This window comes from Lysinibacillus sp. FSL W7-1291 (assembly GCF_038593415.1).
Classification (GTDB): domain Bacteria; phylum Bacillota; class Bacilli; order Bacillales_A; family Planococcaceae; genus Lysinibacillus; species Lysinibacillus fusiformis_D.
This window is the reverse complement of record NZ_CP151994.1, coordinates 3787547-3806117: the sequence shown is the minus strand read 5'-3', so window position 1 is coordinate 3806117 and position 18571 is coordinate 3787547. Positions and strand designations below refer to the sequence as shown.

Sequence of the window (18571 nt, the reverse complement as noted above, 5' to 3'; positions counted from 1 at the left end):
CAGTCACTGGAATTGTCGGAGAAGCGGCTCTAGTTTGAGCGGAGGGTGCTCCAAAAGGTTGGGGTTTCGTTCATAAAGGAAGTCGGTTCGCTCTAAAAGAGCCGTGCCTGCTCATAATATGTGGAAAAGTCGCTCCCAAAGAACTATGGCCCGCTTACCGAGAGGGAAAACCGACTCAAAAGAACTGAGTCTCATTTTATCCGAGGGGCTACTCATTCTAAAAAAATCTGGCTCTGTTCAAGAGCCTGCTGAAAGAAATTTTGAATAAGGAAGTGTGTCGTTATGCCATTGCATATCGTTTTATATCAACCAGAAATTCCAGCTAATACAGGGAATATTGCTCGTACTTGTGCTGGTACGAATACATCGTTACATTTAATTCGTCCACTAGGTTTTTCGACGGACGATAAAATGTTGAAACGAGCAGGCTTAGATTATTGGCATAGTGTGAATATTGTCTATCATGATTCACTGGATGATTTTATAGAGCATTCTAAAAATGGAGATGTTTATTTAATCGAAACGTATAGTGATGAGCCGTTTACGACGCATGATTTTAGTGATCAAGATCGAGATATTTATTTTATGTTTGGAAAAGAAACGACAGGGTTGCCAAAGGACTTTGCATATGATCGACGAGATATGTGCTTGCGTATTCCGCAAAGTGATCATATACGTTCACTCAATTTGTCTAATACGGCTGCCATTGTCATTTATGAGGCATTACGACAACAAGGCTATCCAGGTTTACATTAAAAAGGCAGTTCTCCGCATGTGAGAACTGCCTTTTTAATACTAAAACTTCAATAACACAACATTACCAGCAGGGTCTTCTGTTTGGAATCCACCAGCAATTTCTATGACTGGTGCACCCATTACACGAAGGTTTCCTTTCATAGTGGCTGCTTGTTCTTCGTTATCTAGTCGCAAGGAGAATGTTTTCAAACCCACTTGATTTTGGCCAAGCTTTGGAGCATTTTCTGAGTGCCACGTGTTTAAACCGATATGATGATGATAACGACCTGTTGAAATGAATAGTGCTTGGGAACCATAGCGTGTGACAATCTCAAAACCTAAGCCTTTAGTATAAAAATGCTCAGCTTCTGCTAAGTTGGAGACAGATAAATGAATATGACCCATCACTGTACCAGCAGGAAGTCCATTCCAGTTTCCATCTCCTTCTTCTAAAATAGAACGGATATTGAGTGGTTCTGTCACCATATGCACGTAATCATTATGCCATGTCCATTCGCTTTCATCACGATCCACATACACCTCAATACCGTTATGGTCAGGATCATTTAAATAGAGTGCTTCACTGACAGCGTGATCAGAAGCCCCAAGGTGTACACCTTTGTCGTGAAAATGAGTAATGACATTGGCTAGGTCACGGCGAGTTGGCAATAATAAGGCGAAGTGATAAAGCCCTGTCGTCATGCTTCGCTTTTCTTCCACTGCTTCAGGCTGAACAATGGTTAAAAGAGCAGTTTCTCCATCGGTAGTCAACGTAGCTTTATGTGATTCTTGCTGTAAAATTTTAAAGCCTATTATTTCTTGATAAAAGGTTAAAGAGCGTTGGAGATCGCTTACTTTTATTTCAACATTCGTTACATATGTGTTAGGTTTTTCATGGAAATGCATAGAGGATACCTCCAAATAGTTATCTTTTTTTATTAAGTTACTTTATGTAAGTTAGTTTATTTTAAAAACAAATGAAAGTCAAGTATTTCTATTGTTCTACAAAAAAAGAAAATCACTAAGCCTTGCAAAATGCTTAGTGATTTTCTTGAGCTATTATTTGTCTGCTTTGTAGTCGCCTTCGTATCCAGCGGTAAAAATAGCTGTTAAGAAAGCAACTGTTACACCAATGATTAATAATAATTTCATGGAAGTACCCTCCTCATGTTCTAAAGACATCTCTTTTTAGTATAGCCTATCTATTATAAAAATGAAACGACATAGCGGAATAAAATATGTCAGAAATGGTTCAAACATCTCGATATCGGGAAAACTATAAATGAGGTGATCATTATGGAAAAAAAAGTGCCAAACATTGAAAATGGTTCAATGGCTAGAGATATGAAAGAATTAAAAGATTTGGGAAAACAGATGGAGCATTTACGAGATGGTCTTGAACTGGCAGAGGATGAACGTATTGCTGACCCTATACAATTGGAGGAGGATACGGAAATCGAGAAAAAGTAAGGTTTAAAACAGCTGCTTTATTTTTCTTAAATCCAATTTTTTGTATAATGGTACTAGGAAAAGAAAGGGGTTGTGCTTCTTGCATTTACAATCAACGAAAACATTATCAAATGGTGTAGAAATGCCTTGCTTTGGTTTAGGTGTTTATAAAATGACCGAACGTGAAGAAACATTACAGGCTATTGATAAAGCACTTAAATTTGGTTATCGAGCTATTGATACAGCGTCCTTATATGGCAATGAGGTAGAGGTAGGGGAAGCGATTCGTCATTCAGGCATTCAACGTGAAGATATATTTGTTACGACAAAAGTGTGGAATAATGACCAAGGGTATGATGCCACATTACGTGCTTTTGAGGTTTCATTAAAGAAATTAAATATAGATTACCTAGATTTATATTTAACCCATTGGGCTGTCCCAGAAACTTTTGAAGAAACCTATCGAGCAATTGAACGTCTATACGATGAAAAATTAATTCGTGCGACAGGTGTATCGAATCACCATGAGCATCATTTAGAAAAAATACTGGCAAAGGCAAATACGGCTCCGATGGTCAATCAAGTGGAGTTACATCCTTATTTACAGCAGCTCCCATTACGCGCATTTTGCAGTGAACACCAAATTGCTGTTACTGCATGGTCACCGCTAGGGCGCGGAGGCGTACTTACTGACCCTACAATAGTGGAAATAGGGCAAGAAATCGGAAAGACGGCTGCTCAAGTAGTGTTACGTTGGCATTTACAAAACAATACATTGGTTATTCCTAAATCAGTGACACCAAGTCGAATCGAGGAAAACGCACAGATTTTTGACTTTGAATTAACACAAGCCCAGATGGAGAAAATGGCTACATTAAATCGAAATCAACGATTTGGGCAAGATCCTGATCATTTCAAATTTGATTTTTAGGAAATAAGTAAATCCCGCTCTCAAATAGAGGGCGGGATTTCATGTTGTTGAAAAAAGGTAATGTCAACGGCATAATAAGCAATTTTGTAAGGCGAGGGGTTGATTTCCGTTCCGCCAGCGTCCTTTCCAGGGGGCGTCTGATGAGCCGCTTCACTCACTGCGTTCGCTCCAGGGTCTCCTCTGTGACGCTAAATCCCCTAGGAGTGACGCTGGCTCCACTCCAATCAACCATTCTGCAAAAGTGTCTTTTCCTGAACAAAATAGCCCATTATTTATATTATTAAGAAAGGATAGCCTCTTACTTTCAATGTGGAGAAGTGATGTGTGCCAACACTCCTCCATAAAAGAGTAGTGAATACCTTCACTTTTTTGCTAAAAAGTTAACATTTTATTTTATGGATTGGAGTGGAAGGCTACTTGACTCCCGTGGGAATAGCGAGACAGGCGAGCCCCTGCACGGAGGAAGCGGCTCGGCGCTCGCCCACAGGAAAGCAAGTAGCCTGCAACGGAAATCCTTTTTCACCTTTCACATAAATTCTATGGATGGTTTTGTTTTTCAACACTATGAAATTGTAGTAGTGGATATAGTCTACTAACGCTTTTTTGAATGCTTCGTAGTTCTTAAACGTTGTTGCGTATAGAAATTCTGATTTCATAATGCCAAAAAAGCTTTCTATCACGGCATTATCTAAACAATTTCCTTTCCGTGACATACTTTGCTTGATTTCATGTGTTGCCAATAACGCTTTAAAACGTGGTATTTGATATAACCATCCTTGATCAGAATGGACGATTAAGCCATTCTTTTTCGATAACTTTGTATACGTAAACGCCTTCTTAAAAGACTGTTGAACTAACTCAAAATTAGGTGATTTTGATACCTCATACCCAACGATTTCTCGATTGAATAAATCTAATACAGCGGATATATAGATTTTTTGACCGTTTATTTTAAACTCCGTTACATCGGTTACCCATTTCTGATTGGGTGCAGTGGCTTCAAAATCACGTTGGATGACATTCTCTGCGACATAGCCGACTGTCCCTTTATACGAACGGTATTTTTTAGGGCGTACCGTCCCTTTTAAGCCCAATTCTTGCATCAATCGTTGGACTGTTTTATGGTTGATGAAAAACCCTTCATTTCGGAGGGCTAAACAAATACGACGATAGCCATAACGCCCCTTATGGTAATGAAAAAGCGTCTGAATTCGTTCTTTGATCGCCTGATATTTATCTGGTTTTACCCATTTTTGGAGATGATAATAATACGTACTTTTCTTAAGTTTCGCGACTTTTAATAGAGCTTGAAGAGGAAAATCCAACCTTAGCTCATAGACAGCTCTTACTTTTTCTTGGATTTGAAGGCATCCTTTTCTTGAACTAAGGCTTTCAACTTTTTTAAATAGGCATTTTCCATCCGTAAATACTCAATTTCCGCTTTTAACTCATCCGTTGTTTTTCCATTTAAATCGGACGAAGGTGGTTGTTTTTTTGGCATTGATTGGCGCTCCTTTTCTACTTGATAGAGCACCTCACCAGCCGTTGACATCCATTGTTTTTTCCATCTCCGAATGGTTTCACGGGAAGGAATATTAAACTTCGCAGCGGTCTGAAGGAGCGAATCGCCCGTCTCTATCAGGTGTTGAATTACTTTTATTTTAAAAGAATCTTCGTAATTCGTGAACCCTTGAGGACGAATAATTCCTTCGATGCCATGATAGCGATATAATTCAATCCATAATCGAATGTACTGTCGATCCCTCTGTAATCGATTGGCAATCTGATACGTACTTTCTTTTTCTTCAAAGTAAGCTAGAACTGCGGCTAATTTTTGTTCATCAGAAATCACTACCTGCACCCCCTATAGTAGATTTTTAAGTCCAATATTTTGGGTGCAGCTCATAGCGAGACAGGCGAGCCCCTGCACGGAGGAAGCGGCTCGGCGCTCGCCCACAGGAAAGCAAGTAGCCTGCAACGGAAATCCTTTTTCACCTTTCACATAAATTCTATGGATGGTTTTGTTTTTCAACACTATGAAATCCCGCTCTCAAATAGAGGGCGGGATTTTTTTACTTACTGCTCGTCCTTGACGGTAATTCGTTTATTTAAAAATGGATGTTCAAATTCTAATTGAATCGCATGGAGCTCGTAGTCATCATTTGCTGTTTCTCGTGCGCCATACATTGTATCACCAATAATTGGATGGCCGATATAGGCTAAATGAACACGAATTTGATGCGTTCGTCCAGTTTCAAGAATGAGGTGGACAACACAGGAATTTTTGTAGCGGGCCACCACTTCATAGTGAGTTACGGCATGCTGTCCCGTGTTGGATACAACCCGTCTTGTCGCATGATGGCGGTCCTTTCCAATTGGTTCAGCAATCGTTCCTGATGATGTACGTAAATTACCCTGTACCTCTGCGGCGTACGTACGAATAATGGATTTTTCTTCAATCATTCGATCAAAAATAGACTTTGCTAATGGGTGTTTTGCTACAAGTAATAAACCTTGTGTCCCTTTATCAAGACGATGAACATGCTCGGCGTATACACCACCTTGTTCTTTAATATGTGCCATAACATGGTTCATACAAGTATGTGTATCACGAGCATCATTCGGATGTGTTGCCATGCCCTTTGGCTTGGAGACGATTAAACAATGTTCATCTTCATAGACTACATCAATAGCACAAACAGGTGTTGGTTTGTAGTTAGATGTCGGAATAGGAAATGTAAATTTTATAATTGTCCCTGCCTGTAAAGGTGTATTCCATTGAATCAGCTCATCATTTGTCAAAGTGATTGCTTTAGCCATACGTAATTCATGGACTAGCTTTTTGCCAAGTCGCCATTGATTGCGTAACAGCTCTTCAACATGTAAGTTATCTTCAGTTATTTCATAATGAAACATAGATCTTCCTCCGTAGAAAAGACCGCATTCCATTGGTAGAACACGGTCTCTCGATTATTTTGCAGCTTTTGAAGCTTTTATTAAATAGAAGCTTGCCCCTGCGATTAAAATAAATGCAGTTAATGCTAAAAACGGAATAGTAATAAAGCCTAGCCAGTTAATATATTGTCCTGTGCAAGAAACCGCGCCGCAGGAAGGGGCATTGTCAGCTAAAAAACTTAGCTTTTGAATTCCGTAATGGTAAAGTGAGATACAGCCTCCAATCACAGAAAACACAGCTGTTGTGACAGCGATACGCGCATTTTTTTGGATCAATGCTACTGTCGTCATAATGACGATTGGGTACATAAAAATACGTTGAATCCAACACAATTTACAAGGTTCATAGTGACGAATTTCAGAAAAGTATAATGAACCTAGTGTCGCTACAGCAGACACTATCCATATAAATAATAAGCCATTTTCCTCTTTTTTAGACATATCCATTCTTCCCTTCATAAAACCATGTACTTGTTCGATTATAGTTGTTCTAGTTTTATATGTAAATCAACTTACACAAAATAAGGTATGTTATGAATTTCAGTCTAAAGTATGAACGACTCAAGCAGACGTCTCCAATCCCTTAATGGTATCATTAACAGTAGTAATGCTAAAGAAGAGGTGTTTTCGTGAGGGAGAATGAGCATTCCAATATTAGTATTTTAAAGGAAATTGCTGAACTATTAAATGAAGAAACTGAAATTGTCACAATGCTAAAAGGTGCACTCATCAAATTTTTAAATGGCACTAAATTTGAAACAGGCTGGATTTTTTTTATTGATGCAAAAGGACGCTCAGAGCTTGTTGTCCATGAAAATCTACCAGAGGCATTGGAATTTAATAATTGTCATTATTTAAACAAGGGTGGCTGTTGGTGCGTCTCCCGTTATCGCAATGAAGAGCTAAAAAAAGCCTCCAATATAATTGAGTGTCAGCGAATTGAAAGTGCCATTGCAGCAAATGTTGGCGATCATGAAGGAATTACACATCATGCCACGGTACCCCTTCAATCTGGACAAGAACGTTTTGGTGTATTAAATGTTGCATCCAAGGACACTGTACGCTTTTCAGAGGAGGATCTAGCTTTATTAGAATCTGTTGCTTTTCAGATGGGTTCAGCTATTAAGCGAATTTTACTGACAAAGCAGGAGCAAGAAATGGCACTTGTGAAGGAGCGTAACCGTCTAGCACGTGACCTACATGATTCCGTTAATCAACTACTATTTTCTGTTACGTTGACAGCGAGAGCTGGTATTGAGATGACGGATGATTGTGATGTGAAAGAAACATTTAAAGAGATCCAGCATTTAACACAAGATGCACTAACAGAAATGCGTGCGCTGATTTGGCAATTGCGACCGAAGGGATTAGAAAATGGTTTACTTGAAGCCATTAAAGTATACGCTGAAATGCTTGGCTTAAAGCTACATGTTATGGTTTCAGGTGTACTGCAATTCCCCTCTCGTATTGAAGAAACATTATTTCGTGTAGCACAAGAGGCGCTCAATAATGTGCGTCGTCATGCAGGGGTGCTAGAAGCAGCCTTGTATATTACGGTTACATCAACAGATATTTTATTGGTGATTCGAGATGAGGGACGAGGCTTTGTCATCGACAATAATACAAAGCTGCTTTCAATGGGCTTACAATCCATCAAGGATCGTGCAAAATCAGTAGGTGGCACTGCTGACTGGGTAAGTGAAATTGGCAAAGGTACGGAGCTGCTCATCCGCTTGCCATATTAAGGGGGAGAGAACATGATACGTGTATTAATTGCAGACGATCATCATGTGGTGCGTCGAGGACTATTGTTTTTTTTAAAGACACAAAAGGATATTGAGGTTGTGGGAGAGGCGAAAAATGGGCATGAAGCTGTATCATTAGCAGAAAGCATTCAACCAGATATTATCTTAATGGATTTAGTGATGCCTGAGATGGACGGCATTCAGGCAACAAAACGCATCAAAGCAAAATTTCCACAAATAGAAATTCTAATGCTGACTAGTTTTTCGGATCGAGATCATGTAGTTCCAGCAATGGAGGCGGGAGCAGCAGGCTATCAGTTAAAAGATATTGAGCCAGATGAATTGGTCTTATCCATTCGTCGTATTATGCGTGGCGAAAATACATTGCATCCAGAAGCAACGACAACGCTTGAAATGGATCGTCAAGAGTCACAAAATGCACCACATTTATTAAATCCACTAACACCTCGTGAACAAGATGTGCTTGCAGAGCTGACAAAAGGAAAGAGTAATCGAGAAATTGCATCCTCACTTTTTGTCACAGAAAAAACAGTGAAAACGCATATTTCCAATATCTTTACAAAGCTACAAGTGCAAGACCGTACACAAGCAGCACTATATGCGGTGAAGCATGGTCTAACAGAGGGTAGCGGTATTTAAACATGTTTCAAAATACGTACAAAAATATAAGGCGAGCTACTACAAAACAAAGTAGTACTCGCCGTTTTTACATTATTTATATTGAACAAATAATTTTTGGGAAATCTCTAATAAGGTAGCACTTGGTGTCAGTGCTAAATCTTCCTGAAGCTTTTGTTTATATGTTTGAAAAATTTTATAAGCTTGTTCGTGAAGCCCTGCCTGAGTCAACGTGTATAAATAATGTTCAAGCTTTTGTTCATTGTAAGGGTCATACTCAAATAAAGCATGTAGAAATTCAAGAGCCTTCTCAGTATCAGAAAGAAACGTTGTTTGAAACCCCTTCTCTAATAACTCTATGTATGATTTCGTTAATCTATCTTTAGCGGCAGTTGACCACTCATAATCATCGAATACAAAGAGGCCATTTTTATAAATAGAAAGACATTGATTAATCAAAGATATGGAGGGAAACTCCAAGCGTGAAAAATCTTCATGAAGTTTTTGAAAATCATATAGATCACACACAATAGTTGGTTTCTCAAAGATATAGTATTTATTTGAAAAGACGATACAGTTTTCATAGCCGATCATATTCAAAGTCTTTCTTAAATAAGAAAGAGCGGTATGGAGATTAGATTTAGCTCGTACATAGTCTAAATCTGGCCATAGAATTTCAATTAAGTAATCCCGATGAATCGGTATGTTTGGGTGCAAAATAAAGTAAGCAAATAATTCCTTCGTCTTTTCTGTTTTAAAAGCCACTAAGCTATTATTGCTATAGACTGCGAATTGATCAAAGCATTGTACGTTTAACACAGTTTGCGTAGCTTGCTGAAGCATTTGCTGGATAGAATATTCATGCTCAATGCGAGCTACCGTTTTTTCTAAACGAGCAGGACTGATAGGCTTTAATAAATAGTCCAGACCACCAATCTCATAGGCTTGTAACGCAAATTCATGATAGGAGGTAATAAAAATTACGCTCACTTGTGGACGTTCCGTTTTGATAATATCAGCTACTTCAAGTCCAGATAATTCTTGGAGTTTTACCTCTAAAAAGATAACCTCAAACTCTAAATTAGGCAGCTCATTCAGAAAAACTTCGACACTTGTAAAGGTTTGAATAACCTGTATTTGTTGAAAGGCATGTAGTTTATTTTGAAAATAGTGTAAAGCTAAAGGTTCATTGTCTATTAAAACGGCTCGAATCATATCAAACTCTCCTTTTTACAATTAAATTGATAACGATTAAACTCTAGTTCATTTTTGGTGAAAGGCTTCCTATATAGAGTGAAGGGCAAGAAAAGTGAACATCACGTAACTTTTCTATTAAAAATTTGATACTAGAAAAAAGCAATCAATGTTGTAGGATTTTCACAGGCGAGAGTCAAAGAATCCTGTAGTATATTGTCACACACCACGTCAAATCCCTTCATAGAAAGTATTCGCCGTTCATTATATAGAAGATAAAAGTTTTTTATGTTGTGTAAGAGAATTGAAATAATTGTTTAGGCGTTTATTATTAAACTATTCTTATAAAAAAATGAAATAGCATCGTATTGGGAAATAAAAGCTGGACATGTAGCCAAAGCATTGTATTTTCTTATATTGTAAAAATAGTATAATCATTGTAATAATTAATCAGGCGTTATTATAGTACATTTGTCTTAAATAAAACTCAAAAAGTACTTAAAAAATACTTAAAAAGATAGGTTGTTAGTAATTGAAACAAAAAGTTGTATAGGAATTATGGGATATGGATGGAGGAGGATTTCGCTATGAAATTAGAACGTCTGCTAACAATGACGATGATTTTAATCAATCGAAAAAAAGTTAAGGCACAAGAACTAGCGGAGCTATTTAATGTATCCGTTCGGACGATTTATCGAGATATTGAAACACTTAGCTGTGCAGGTATCCCTGTTATTAGTCAACAAGGTGTGAATGGTGGCATTCATTTAATGGAGGGTTACCGTGTTGATAAACAAGTGTTGACGAAGGATGAGCTTATTTCACTTTCTACAGCTATTAAAAGTGCCTTGACTACCTATGAGGATTCGCACGCTGAAGCAGTTCTTGAAAAATTAACATGTATTGCTGATGACCAGGTCAAACAATCTATGGATCACCTTTTTGTAGATTTTAGTCCTTGGGGGCCGAACGTTCTTTTTAAAGAGCATATGACGACATTAAAGAATGCAATAGAGAGCATGCATTGTGTAAGCTTTTACTATTCTACTACGCATGGTGAACAAACAAGTCGGATAGTTGAACCTCATACAATTGTTCAGAAAGGAAAGACCTGGTATTTATATGCCTATTGCACATTAAGAAAGGACTTTCGTTTATTTAAACTTGCGAGAATCAAGAATTTATTGCAAGAGGAGACTATCTTTGAGCGTAAGGAAGTGAATTTAAGTGAGCTGCCATGGGGGAAAAAATGGCATCAACCACAAAACGTCGTCAATTTAGTTATTTTTTTTGATAAAGCCATCACAACATTGGTGGAGGAATCTTTTGGAGCAGAGTATATAGATCATGAGCAGTCTATCATTAATATTGCCATACCAGAGGATGAATGGCTTTATGGCTTCTTGCTTAGCTTTGGTCATCGTATAAAAATCATAGAACCGCTATATATAAGAGATATTATCCAAAAACGCGCACAAGAAATTGTCCTTTTATATAAAAATCAAGACAATTGATGACATACAGCTGTCAGGTTTCCTTTGCTATAGTAAGAACAAATAAAGCGAAAGGTGGAATGACGATGCAAAGCTATTGTCAAAGCTGTGGTATGCCATTAGTAGATGAGGCATTATTAGGTAGTGAAAAAGAAGGGCACAAAAGTCAGGAGTATTGTACATATTGTTATGAGGGAGGAGAGTTTAAACAACCTCAATTAACAGTGAAAGAAATGATCGAAATATGCGTACCACATCTTCAGGAAGATGGTATGCCTGAAAATGAGGCACGTCATATGCTGACATCCTTTTTACCAAGTTTAAAACGATGGAGAAAAGATGAATGGAAAGAGCCAAAAATGGTGGAATTGGAGTCCTTTCAAATCATAGGAATTTCAGCTCAAACAAGTAATGCAAATGAAATGACAGCACAAGCTAAAATCCCACAATTATGGGATCACTTTTACCAACAAAATATTTCAGGCCAAATAGCTGAACGTAAAAATAACAATATTTATGGTTTGTATTCAGACTATGAGACGGATGTGAATGGAGATTACGCCGTTACACTAGGTGTAGAAGTGTCAAGCAATGATGATGAAACACCAGCTGGTTTAGTCGTTAAAACGATGCCAACAGCTAAATATTTAGTTTTTACATCTGAGAAAGGAAGCTTGCCAGAGGTTGTTATCCAAGCTTGGCAAGAGATTTGGGCATGGTTTGCAAATGCTACAGTTGAACGAACATATACAGGGGATTTTGAATTGTATGATGAACGATGCGCTAATCCACAAGAAGCACAGGTAGATATTTATATCGCCATTAAATAAAAACAAGTCTCCTACCAATCAATTGGTAGGAGACTTGTCGTCGTTTTGTGGAGGAATCAATTCTACATGGGGCTCGATATGCACAAGAACCTGACAAAAGCGATTTTCGCGCATAATGGTATGCTCAATTTCTTCAGTAATGCGGTGACTTTCAAAAACATTTAAATAAGGGTCAACGGTAACCGTTATGTCGATGAAGTACATATTTCCATGTGCACGCCCTTTAAAGTCCAAGAGCTCGATTACACCATCCACATTACGGATTAAGACCGATAATGTCTCCACTTCATCAATATCAAATGCATCTGTCAGACTTTGAACAGCTTCCCAGAAGATTTCTACTGCTGTTTTAATAATTAAAAAGGCAACAATGAGGGCTGTCAGAGAATCGATGATCGGAAAGCCAAAAATAGCTCCAAAAATACCGATGGCTGTGCCGATACTGACAAGGGCATCCGAGCGATTATCAAATGCTGCTGCCTTAACAGCGGCACTTTTAATTTTTTTAGATAGTGCCAAATTATAGCGATAAACGACATACATGACAACGGCACTACCGATTGCTACATAAGCAGTTAACAGGGAAGGTGTTGTACCAGTTGGCTGCCATAAATTTTGTAAAGAATTAATAAGTACTTGGAGACCGACTACAAGCATAATGAATGATGCAACTAAAGAGGCAACCGTTTCAGCACGTAAATGTCCGTATTGGTGGTTAGAATCAGGCGGTCTTTGAGCAATGCGTAATCCAATCAGTACGGCGATGGAGGCGATGATATCCGTGGTATTGTTTAAACCATCTGCTTTTAATGCTTCTGATGTACCAATGTAGCCAATAGTAAGTTTGGTAGAGCTTAGGATTAGATATGTACCAATGGATAGCCAAGCACCTTTTTCCCCTTGCCGTAAATTTGTATAGAGCTCCATTTTGTTTCCTCCTCGCAAAACTTTCGGACATTAGAAAACGACTCCCTCTTAAAAAGGGAGTCGTTTGATCTATTTATTACGGTATTTGCTCCCATCTATAAGATGTGAAGGAAAGACCATATTTATAGCTCGGATTATACAAGCGTGATTTCAATAATACCATGACAAGTACAACGAGGCAATTCAATTTCAGTCCATGACTGCGTCAAATTCATTTGATAAATCACTTTCAGGTAATTTCAGAACTTCTAAGTATAAAATATGGTGCCCATCTAATTCTTTTGCGATAAATTCAAAACCTTGCTCCTGAATACTGTCTCCTTCGACTGCATCAAAACGCTTCGTCATGAACCAACCGCCGATCGTATCAATATCATCATCTTCTATGTCAGTACCTAGTATATCATTTACATTTTCAAGAAGCATCTTAGCATTTAAAATAAAATGATTTTCTGCAATTTCCTGTACTTCTGGGATTTCATCTTCATCGAATTCGTCTTGAATATCGCCGACAATTTCCTCAATAATATCTTCAATCGTCACTAGACCAGATGTTCCGCCATATTCATCCATTAAAATGGCCATATGAATACGTTCACGTTGAATTTTTAGTAACAAATCGTTAATTTGCGTTGTTTCCATCACTCGAATAATCGGTTGCATATAGTCCATAACAGGCTTATCACCATTTTTGGAGTCTTTAATGTAAGCGGTTAACAAATGCTTCATGTTGACTAAGCCGATAATATGGTCTTTATCCCCATCAAGAATTGGATAACGAGTATACTGCTCGACACCCATTAAATCGAACACTTCTTTAATTGTTAGCTCTTTTTCAATGCCGACAATTTCAGTCCGAGGAACCATAATTTCTTTTGCAAGACGATCTGAGAACTCAAAAATACTGTTAACATATTCATATTCTGAGTTATTAATTTCTCCACCTTTTAAACTATCCGACAAAATCATTCGCAGCTCTTCCTCTGTATGGGCTACTTCTGATTCTGACATCATTTTTAAGCCGAAAAGACCAGTTAAACCACGGGCAGATCCGTTTAATAACTTAATGATTGGATACGTAATATTGTGGAATAAAATTAATGGGCCAGACAAGTTTAATGTGACAAATTCTGCTTTTTGGATGGCTAATGTTTTTGGCGCCAATTCCCCAATAACAACATGCATAAACGTTACGATTGAGAATGCAAGTATGAATGAAAGGATAGATGTAATACTACCATTCAAATTTAGAAATTCAAACACTGGGTGTAAAATGATTTCGAATGTAGGTTCACCTAACCAACCTAAACCAAGTGCAGTGATGGTAATACCTAACTGACACGCAGATAAATACTCATCTAAATCTGAAACAACTCGTTTTGCATTTTTCGCTTTCTTATGCCCTTCTGCGAGCAATTGATCAATGCGGGTAGATCTCACTTTTACGATTGCAAATTCAGTTGCAACGAAAAATCCTGTCATTATAATTAGTAGGGCGAATGCCGCCAACCTAATGGTTATCTCCAATATGTCTCCGTCCAAATAATTCCTTTGTTCCCGCCCGAATGAGGGAAGTAAACAAAGTGTACACCTCCTATGATTTAAAAAATTGTTGGATGTCTCAATAATAAATTATTTAAAAGAAAAACACAAATATTGACAACGATTTTTTCGCTAGTTTTTCCAGTACCTTTTTGAAAAAAGTAACTAGATTCAAATACCAAAAGATTGTAATTGCCATAGCTATATGCTAACTTTAAAAAGAGCAAAGATAGTTTGTTTAGGGAAAGAAGCATTTTGCATCTCATATATTACGACACGTCAAAAAATCTCAAGAGTGCTTTAGCTTGCGGATTTTTTTAAATGAATTATTTTTTATAGCTAAAAGGGGAGTCTCGATTATTTGAGACTCCCCTTTTCTATGCAAAAAAATATTGCCATTTTTTACTCGGTTATTCTTGTTGGAACCGTAATTTTAAACATGCCTTTTCAACATCATGAACGGTTTCCTTACTAGGTATTACGCCTGTGAAGGGAGCAATAGATACAGGTGCTTTTTCTGTAATGCCCTGCTGTGTTAATACATAATTTTTTCCATTATACGTTAAATAGAACATTTTACTTGATTTCTTCCCGAAAGAGCTAGTAGAAGAATCAAAAAAGCCCTTTAATTGACTGCAATATTCATTGTAGAAGTCGCTTTTATAGCCAGAAAGTTCTTCGAATTTTTTACTATTCATAGTACCTGCTTCATCGGTTAGTTCGAATATTTTGGTTGAAAATTCTGAAAAAAATTCTTTTACTTTTGTACGAATTAATGCTTTTGAATTATAGCTGTTTAAGTCATCCGAAAGTGTGACTTTACTCATTGAAATGGCCCCCTGCATAAAAAACATTTACTATTAAGCTGATACCATAAATGTATAAGAAAAATATACAAATTTCAACATGAATCAACATAATTAGCTTAAAGGACGTGCTATTAGTTAGTAAATATAGGTAGTTTTATGCGGAATTATTACGAAAAAATGACTACTTTTTTAGTCGTATACGTGGAACAGCATGAGTTCATGTATCATTTTTTTAACATCCTCTTCGTTTGGTGGAATTGGTCCTATCCATTGAATTGTCCCATCCTTTATATATTCAGCCTGATATCGTTGTCGTTGATAAAAAAATGAAATAGCCCACCCAGGAATTTGGGCATTGTCAAATAATGGTTTAAAACTGAAATGCTGAATCATCATCTAAACCTCGTTTCTATTGTATGTAGTTCATATTATTCAAGGATAATGGTAATTTTGCAACTATTCGCTTTTAGGATAGAAGTTAATAGCATAAGATTGGAAATTCTAAAGAGGATATTTCTTTCGTAGAAAATCATTGCTCTGCTATAATGAGTGCAGAAGGCGACAAAATACGCCAATCGTGAATACAATTGAAATGAGAGGATACTAATGGATAATTTTATCGTGACATTACTTTTTATGGCGATTATTGGGGCGGCAATTGGTGGCGTAACAAATCATCTGGCCATTAAAATGCTTTTTCGTCCACATAAAGCAATATATATTAAAAACTGGCGATTACCGTTTACGCCAGGTCTTATTCCAAAACGACGTGATGAATTAGCAAAACAGCTAGGTCTCACAGTAGTAAATTACTTATTAACGCCTGAAACATTTAGAAAGAAATTTTTCTCAAAAGATATTCAGGACAAAGTAGAACAATTTGTGCAAGCAAAGGTTGAAGAGACAGTCTTTACAAACGATAAAACCATTCAGGATTGGCTAAACTTAGCAGGATTTTCGCAACTGTCAGCTACCATTGAGCAGAAGGTTGAAGCGATAGTTGAGGGACAATTTTCGGCAGTAAAGAATACACTATCAACAAAATCAATTCGTTCTCTGCTATCTGATGATATTCAAAATACGATTGATGCTAAAATTCCTGTAGCGGTTCATCATATTTTAGAAAAAGGTGAGGATTACTTTTTATCACCAGAAGGCGAAATGACAATCAAGGCAATGATTGATGATTTTTTATCATCAAAAGGCTCTCTTGGTGGCATGATCAATATGTTTTTAGGTGATTCCTCCTCACTTGTTGGTAAAGTTCAACGTGAGCTTGTGAAGTTTTTACAAGCGCCAGGAACGTCAACATTACTAACAAAAATATTTACACAGGAATTGGAAAAATTAAAAGATCGACCAGCAATGGACTTTTTACAAGACGTTCAATTTGAACCAATTTTATCGAAATTACAAGTGTACGTGAAAGAGCAATTAGCAATCGCTGAACGTTTAAATCAACCGATTTCTTATTACTGGCCTGAAGGAAATGAGTGGGCGAAGTATACGGTGATTCCACAAGCTATAGAAAAAGCTTTTGTGAAAGCTGAGGAAAAACTTGAGGATGTACTAAAACGTTTAAACTTACAAGAGGTTGTTAGAGAGCAGGTAGACTCTTTCCCAGTAGAAAAATTAGAGGAGCTTGTATTAGGTATTTCAAAACGTGAGTTTAAAATGATTACCGTATTAGGTGCAGTTCTTGGTGGATTGATTGGGATTGTGCAAGGTTTAATTGTTTACTTTATTTAAAAGGAGAATGTATGAATGATTAATATTTATAATGACATTAATGCGTTAGAGGCAACTTTTCGGAAGATTCCTGAGTTTGAAGCTTTAAAAGCTGCAGTTGAAGTTGTAAAGAATGATGAAGAGGCATTAAATGTCTTTAAAAACTTCCGTAAAATCCAAATTGATTTACAGAAAAAACAATTAGCAGGTGAGGATATACTGGAAGATGAGCTTGTCTATGCACAAAAAGCAGCACAGCTTGCACAGCAAAATGAAAAAATCTCAACGATGCTTGAGTCAGAAATGAAGTTAAGTAAAGTAATCGAAGAAGTGAATCGCATTTTAATAAAACCTATTCAAGGTTTATACGAAGGAATTCAATAAATAAAAATGTGATAAGTCGCAATTTAAAAAGGAATAATTGTCCTCGGAATTGCACATATAACAAGTAAGAAGAAAACGTGTATCCGCAAGTGGTCGGTACACGTTTTTACTTTATGTATAAGTCAGGGAGTATCGGAGGTTATGATTATGCATGTCATCATTGAATGGACTTATAAAACACCAAAAGGAGCAACAACTGTTTTACGTTCAGCTGAAATGCCTGCTGCTCAAGCATTATTTCTAGCAGAGGATATGGAAAGAACGGGAAGAGTAAAATCGTTACATTGCATAGATCGGCAAGATACCAATTGGTCACTGAAAGAGCTAAAAGCCTATTTAAAGGAAATAGAGACGGAGCCGCATAATATTACTGTCTATTTTGATGGTGGGTTTGACCTTGGGACAAGGCAGGCAGGGTTAGGCTGTGCCATTTATTATGAACAAAATGGTAAACCTTTCCGATTAAGAAAAAATGCCTTTTCGTCTGAACTAAAATCAAACAATGAAGCAGAGTATGCGGCACTTTATTTAGGTTTAGTGGAGCTGGAATTGTTAAATGTTCACCATTTGCCTGTGAAAATTATAGGAGATTCGCAAGTAGTCATCAATCAGTTAAATGGGGAATGGCCTGCTTTAGAAAAGGAGTTAGCAAGCTGGGCAGATAAAATCGATGCCAAGCTAGAGCAGTTTAACATTCAACCGGAATATCAGCTGGTCTCCCGTAAGGATAATGCTGAAGCGGATCGTCTTGCTACACAAGCGTTAAATGGTATAAATATTACGGGCTTGAGAGAGATTGTAAAAGACTAACGAAGAAGAGGAGGCAGTAGTGACTGTTACCTCTTCATAGTGTTGAAAAACAAAACCATCCATAGAATTTTTGCAAAAGGTGAACATGGATTTCCGTTGCAGGCTACTTGCTTTCCTGTGGGTGATCGGGAGTGAAGTAGCCTTCCACTTCAATTCATAAAAATGTTTCTTGTTAGCAAAGGTTTTGTAATAAAGTGAAGTATTCACTTTAGCAAAGGTTTTGAAATAAAGTGAAGTATTCACTTTAGTAAAGGTTTTGAAATAAAGAGAAGGTATTCACTACTCTTTCTGGAGGGGGTGTCACTTATCGCTTCTCCACATTGACAATAAGAGACTATCCTTTCTCTACTCATAAAAAATAATGAGTTATTTTCACTACGGCTCGTATGAAAGATAAGGA

Annotated in this window: 20 protein-coding genes; 10 read left to right on the top strand and 10 right to left on the bottom strand. The window is 37.3% G+C overall.

The features are described from left to right. Positions 1-282: 282 nt before the first annotated feature. The gene (gene trmL / locus NST76_RS18450; protein WP_058844476.1) at positions 283-756 is read left to right on the top strand and encodes a tRNA (uridine(34)/cytosine(34)/5-carboxymethylaminomethyluridine(34)-2'-O)-methyltransferase TrmL; all 474 of its coding nucleotides are present in this window, start codon (positions 283-285) and stop codon (positions 754-756) included. A gap of 39 nt (positions 757-795) precedes the next feature. Here trmL and NST76_RS18445 read toward each other — a convergent pair whose 3' ends face one another. After that, positions 796-1641 (bottom strand): VOC family protein, encoded by an 846-nt coding sequence (locus NST76_RS18445; RefSeq protein WP_089934987.1) that lies wholly within the window; start codon positions 1639-1641, stop codon positions 796-798. Positions 1642-2031: 390 nt separating this feature from the next. Between NST76_RS18445 and NST76_RS18440 the strand changes: the two genes are divergently transcribed. Continuing rightward, positions 2032-2205, top strand: coding sequence for a hypothetical protein (locus NST76_RS18440; protein ID WP_170829926.1), 174 nt, complete (start codon positions 2032-2034; stop codon positions 2203-2205). 79 nt (positions 2206-2284) lie between these two features. Then, the gene (locus tag NST76_RS18435; RefSeq protein ID WP_036119032.1) at positions 2285-3115 is read left to right on the top strand and encodes an aldo/keto reductase; all 831 of its coding nucleotides are present in this window, start codon (positions 2285-2287) and stop codon (positions 3113-3115) included. A 413-nt stretch (positions 3116-3528) separates the two neighbouring features. Here NST76_RS18435 and NST76_RS18430 read toward each other — a convergent pair whose 3' ends face one another. The 4 genes from NST76_RS18430 to NST76_RS18415 all read right to left on the bottom strand — a co-directional run bounded on the left by NST76_RS18430 (position 3529) and on the right by NST76_RS18415 (position 6511). Then, positions 3529-4476 carry an IS3 family transposase gene (locus tag NST76_RS18430; protein WP_342545307.1) on the bottom strand — a complete coding sequence of 316 codons (948 nt, stop codon included), beginning with the start codon at positions 4474-4476 and terminating at the stop codon, positions 3529-3531. After that, positions 4461-4967, bottom strand: coding sequence for a helix-turn-helix domain-containing protein (locus NST76_RS18425; protein WP_180957841.1), 507 nt, complete (start codon positions 4965-4967; stop codon positions 4461-4463). The genes NST76_RS18430 and NST76_RS18425 overlap by 16 nt, the downstream gene beginning before the upstream one ends. Positions 4968-5191: 224 nt before the next feature. Beyond that, positions 5192-6031: an RluA family pseudouridine synthase gene (locus NST76_RS18420; protein ID WP_036118609.1), complete on the bottom strand. Its 840-nt coding sequence runs from the start codon at positions 6029-6031 to the stop codon at positions 5192-5194. A gap of 54 nt (positions 6032-6085) precedes the next feature. Next, entirely contained in the window at positions 6086-6511 is a 426-nt protein-coding gene (locus NST76_RS18415; protein ID WP_036118605.1) for a disulfide oxidoreductase, read from the bottom strand. Positions 6512-6699: 188 nt separating this feature from the next. Between NST76_RS18415 and NST76_RS18410 the strand changes: the two genes are divergently transcribed. Further along, positions 6700-7815, top strand: coding sequence for a GAF domain-containing sensor histidine kinase (locus NST76_RS18410; RefSeq protein WP_036118602.1), 1116 nt, complete (start codon positions 6700-6702; stop codon positions 7813-7815). 12 nt (positions 7816-7827) lie between these two features. Continuing rightward, positions 7828-8475: a response regulator transcription factor gene (locus NST76_RS18405; RefSeq protein ID WP_036118599.1), complete on the top strand. Its 648-nt coding sequence runs from the start codon at positions 7828-7830 to the stop codon at positions 8473-8475. A 72-nt stretch (positions 8476-8547) separates the two neighbouring features. Here NST76_RS18405 and NST76_RS18400 read toward each other — a convergent pair whose 3' ends face one another. Further along, complete coding sequence (locus NST76_RS18400; protein WP_036118596.1) at positions 8548-9669, bottom strand: response regulator; 1122 nt, start codon at positions 9667-9669, stop codon at positions 8548-8550. Between the two features lie 566 nt (positions 9670-10235). Here NST76_RS18400 and NST76_RS18395 point away from each other — a divergent pair. Together NST76_RS18395 and NST76_RS18390 are read left to right on the top strand one after the other, a co-directional pair. Then, complete coding sequence (locus NST76_RS18395; RefSeq protein ID WP_036118592.1) at positions 10236-11162, top strand: YafY family protein; 927 nt, start codon at positions 10236-10238, stop codon at positions 11160-11162. 65 nt (positions 11163-11227) lie between these two features. Beyond that, entirely contained in the window at positions 11228-11971 is a 744-nt protein-coding gene (locus tag NST76_RS18390; protein WP_340812109.1) for an effector binding domain-containing protein, read from the top strand. 18 nt (positions 11972-11989) lie between these two features. Here NST76_RS18390 and NST76_RS18385 read toward each other — a convergent pair whose 3' ends face one another. The 4 genes from NST76_RS18385 to NST76_RS18370 all read right to left on the bottom strand — a co-directional run bounded on the left by NST76_RS18385 (position 11990) and on the right by NST76_RS18370 (position 15642). Then, entirely contained in the window at positions 11990-12898 is a 909-nt protein-coding gene (locus NST76_RS18385; protein ID WP_089933916.1) for a cation diffusion facilitator family transporter, read from the bottom strand. Between the two features lie 189 nt (positions 12899-13087). Next, complete coding sequence (locus tag NST76_RS18380; protein WP_170829877.1) at positions 13088-14407, bottom strand: hemolysin family protein; 1320 nt, start codon at positions 14405-14407, stop codon at positions 13088-13090. A 443-nt stretch (positions 14408-14850) separates the two neighbouring features. Next, positions 14851-15267 (bottom strand): hypothetical protein, encoded by a 417-nt coding sequence (locus NST76_RS18375; RefSeq protein ID WP_089933914.1) that lies wholly within the window; start codon positions 15265-15267, stop codon positions 14851-14853. Positions 15268-15438: 171 nt separating this feature from the next. Beyond that, the gene (locus NST76_RS18370) at positions 15439-15642 is read right to left on the bottom strand and encodes a YheE family protein (protein ID WP_058843243.1); all 204 of its coding nucleotides are present in this window, start codon (positions 15640-15642) and stop codon (positions 15439-15441) included. Between the two features lie 213 nt (positions 15643-15855). Between NST76_RS18370 and NST76_RS18365 the strand changes: the two genes are divergently transcribed. From NST76_RS18365 to NST76_RS18355, 3 genes are all read left to right on the top strand, one after another. Next, a complete protein-coding gene (locus NST76_RS18365) occupies positions 15856-16998 on the top strand; it encodes a DUF445 family protein (protein ID WP_036118576.1) in 1143 nt (380 codons plus the stop codon). Positions 16999-17013: 15 nt separating this feature from the next. Further along, complete coding sequence (locus NST76_RS18360) at positions 17014-17361, top strand: YlbF family regulator (protein WP_036118573.1); 348 nt, start codon at positions 17014-17016, stop codon at positions 17359-17361. A 147-nt stretch (positions 17362-17508) separates the two neighbouring features. After that, positions 17509-18171, top strand: coding sequence for a ribonuclease H family protein (locus tag NST76_RS18355; protein ID WP_342544293.1), 663 nt, complete (start codon positions 17509-17511; stop codon positions 18169-18171). The last annotated feature ends 400 nt before the right edge of the window (positions 18172-18571 follow it).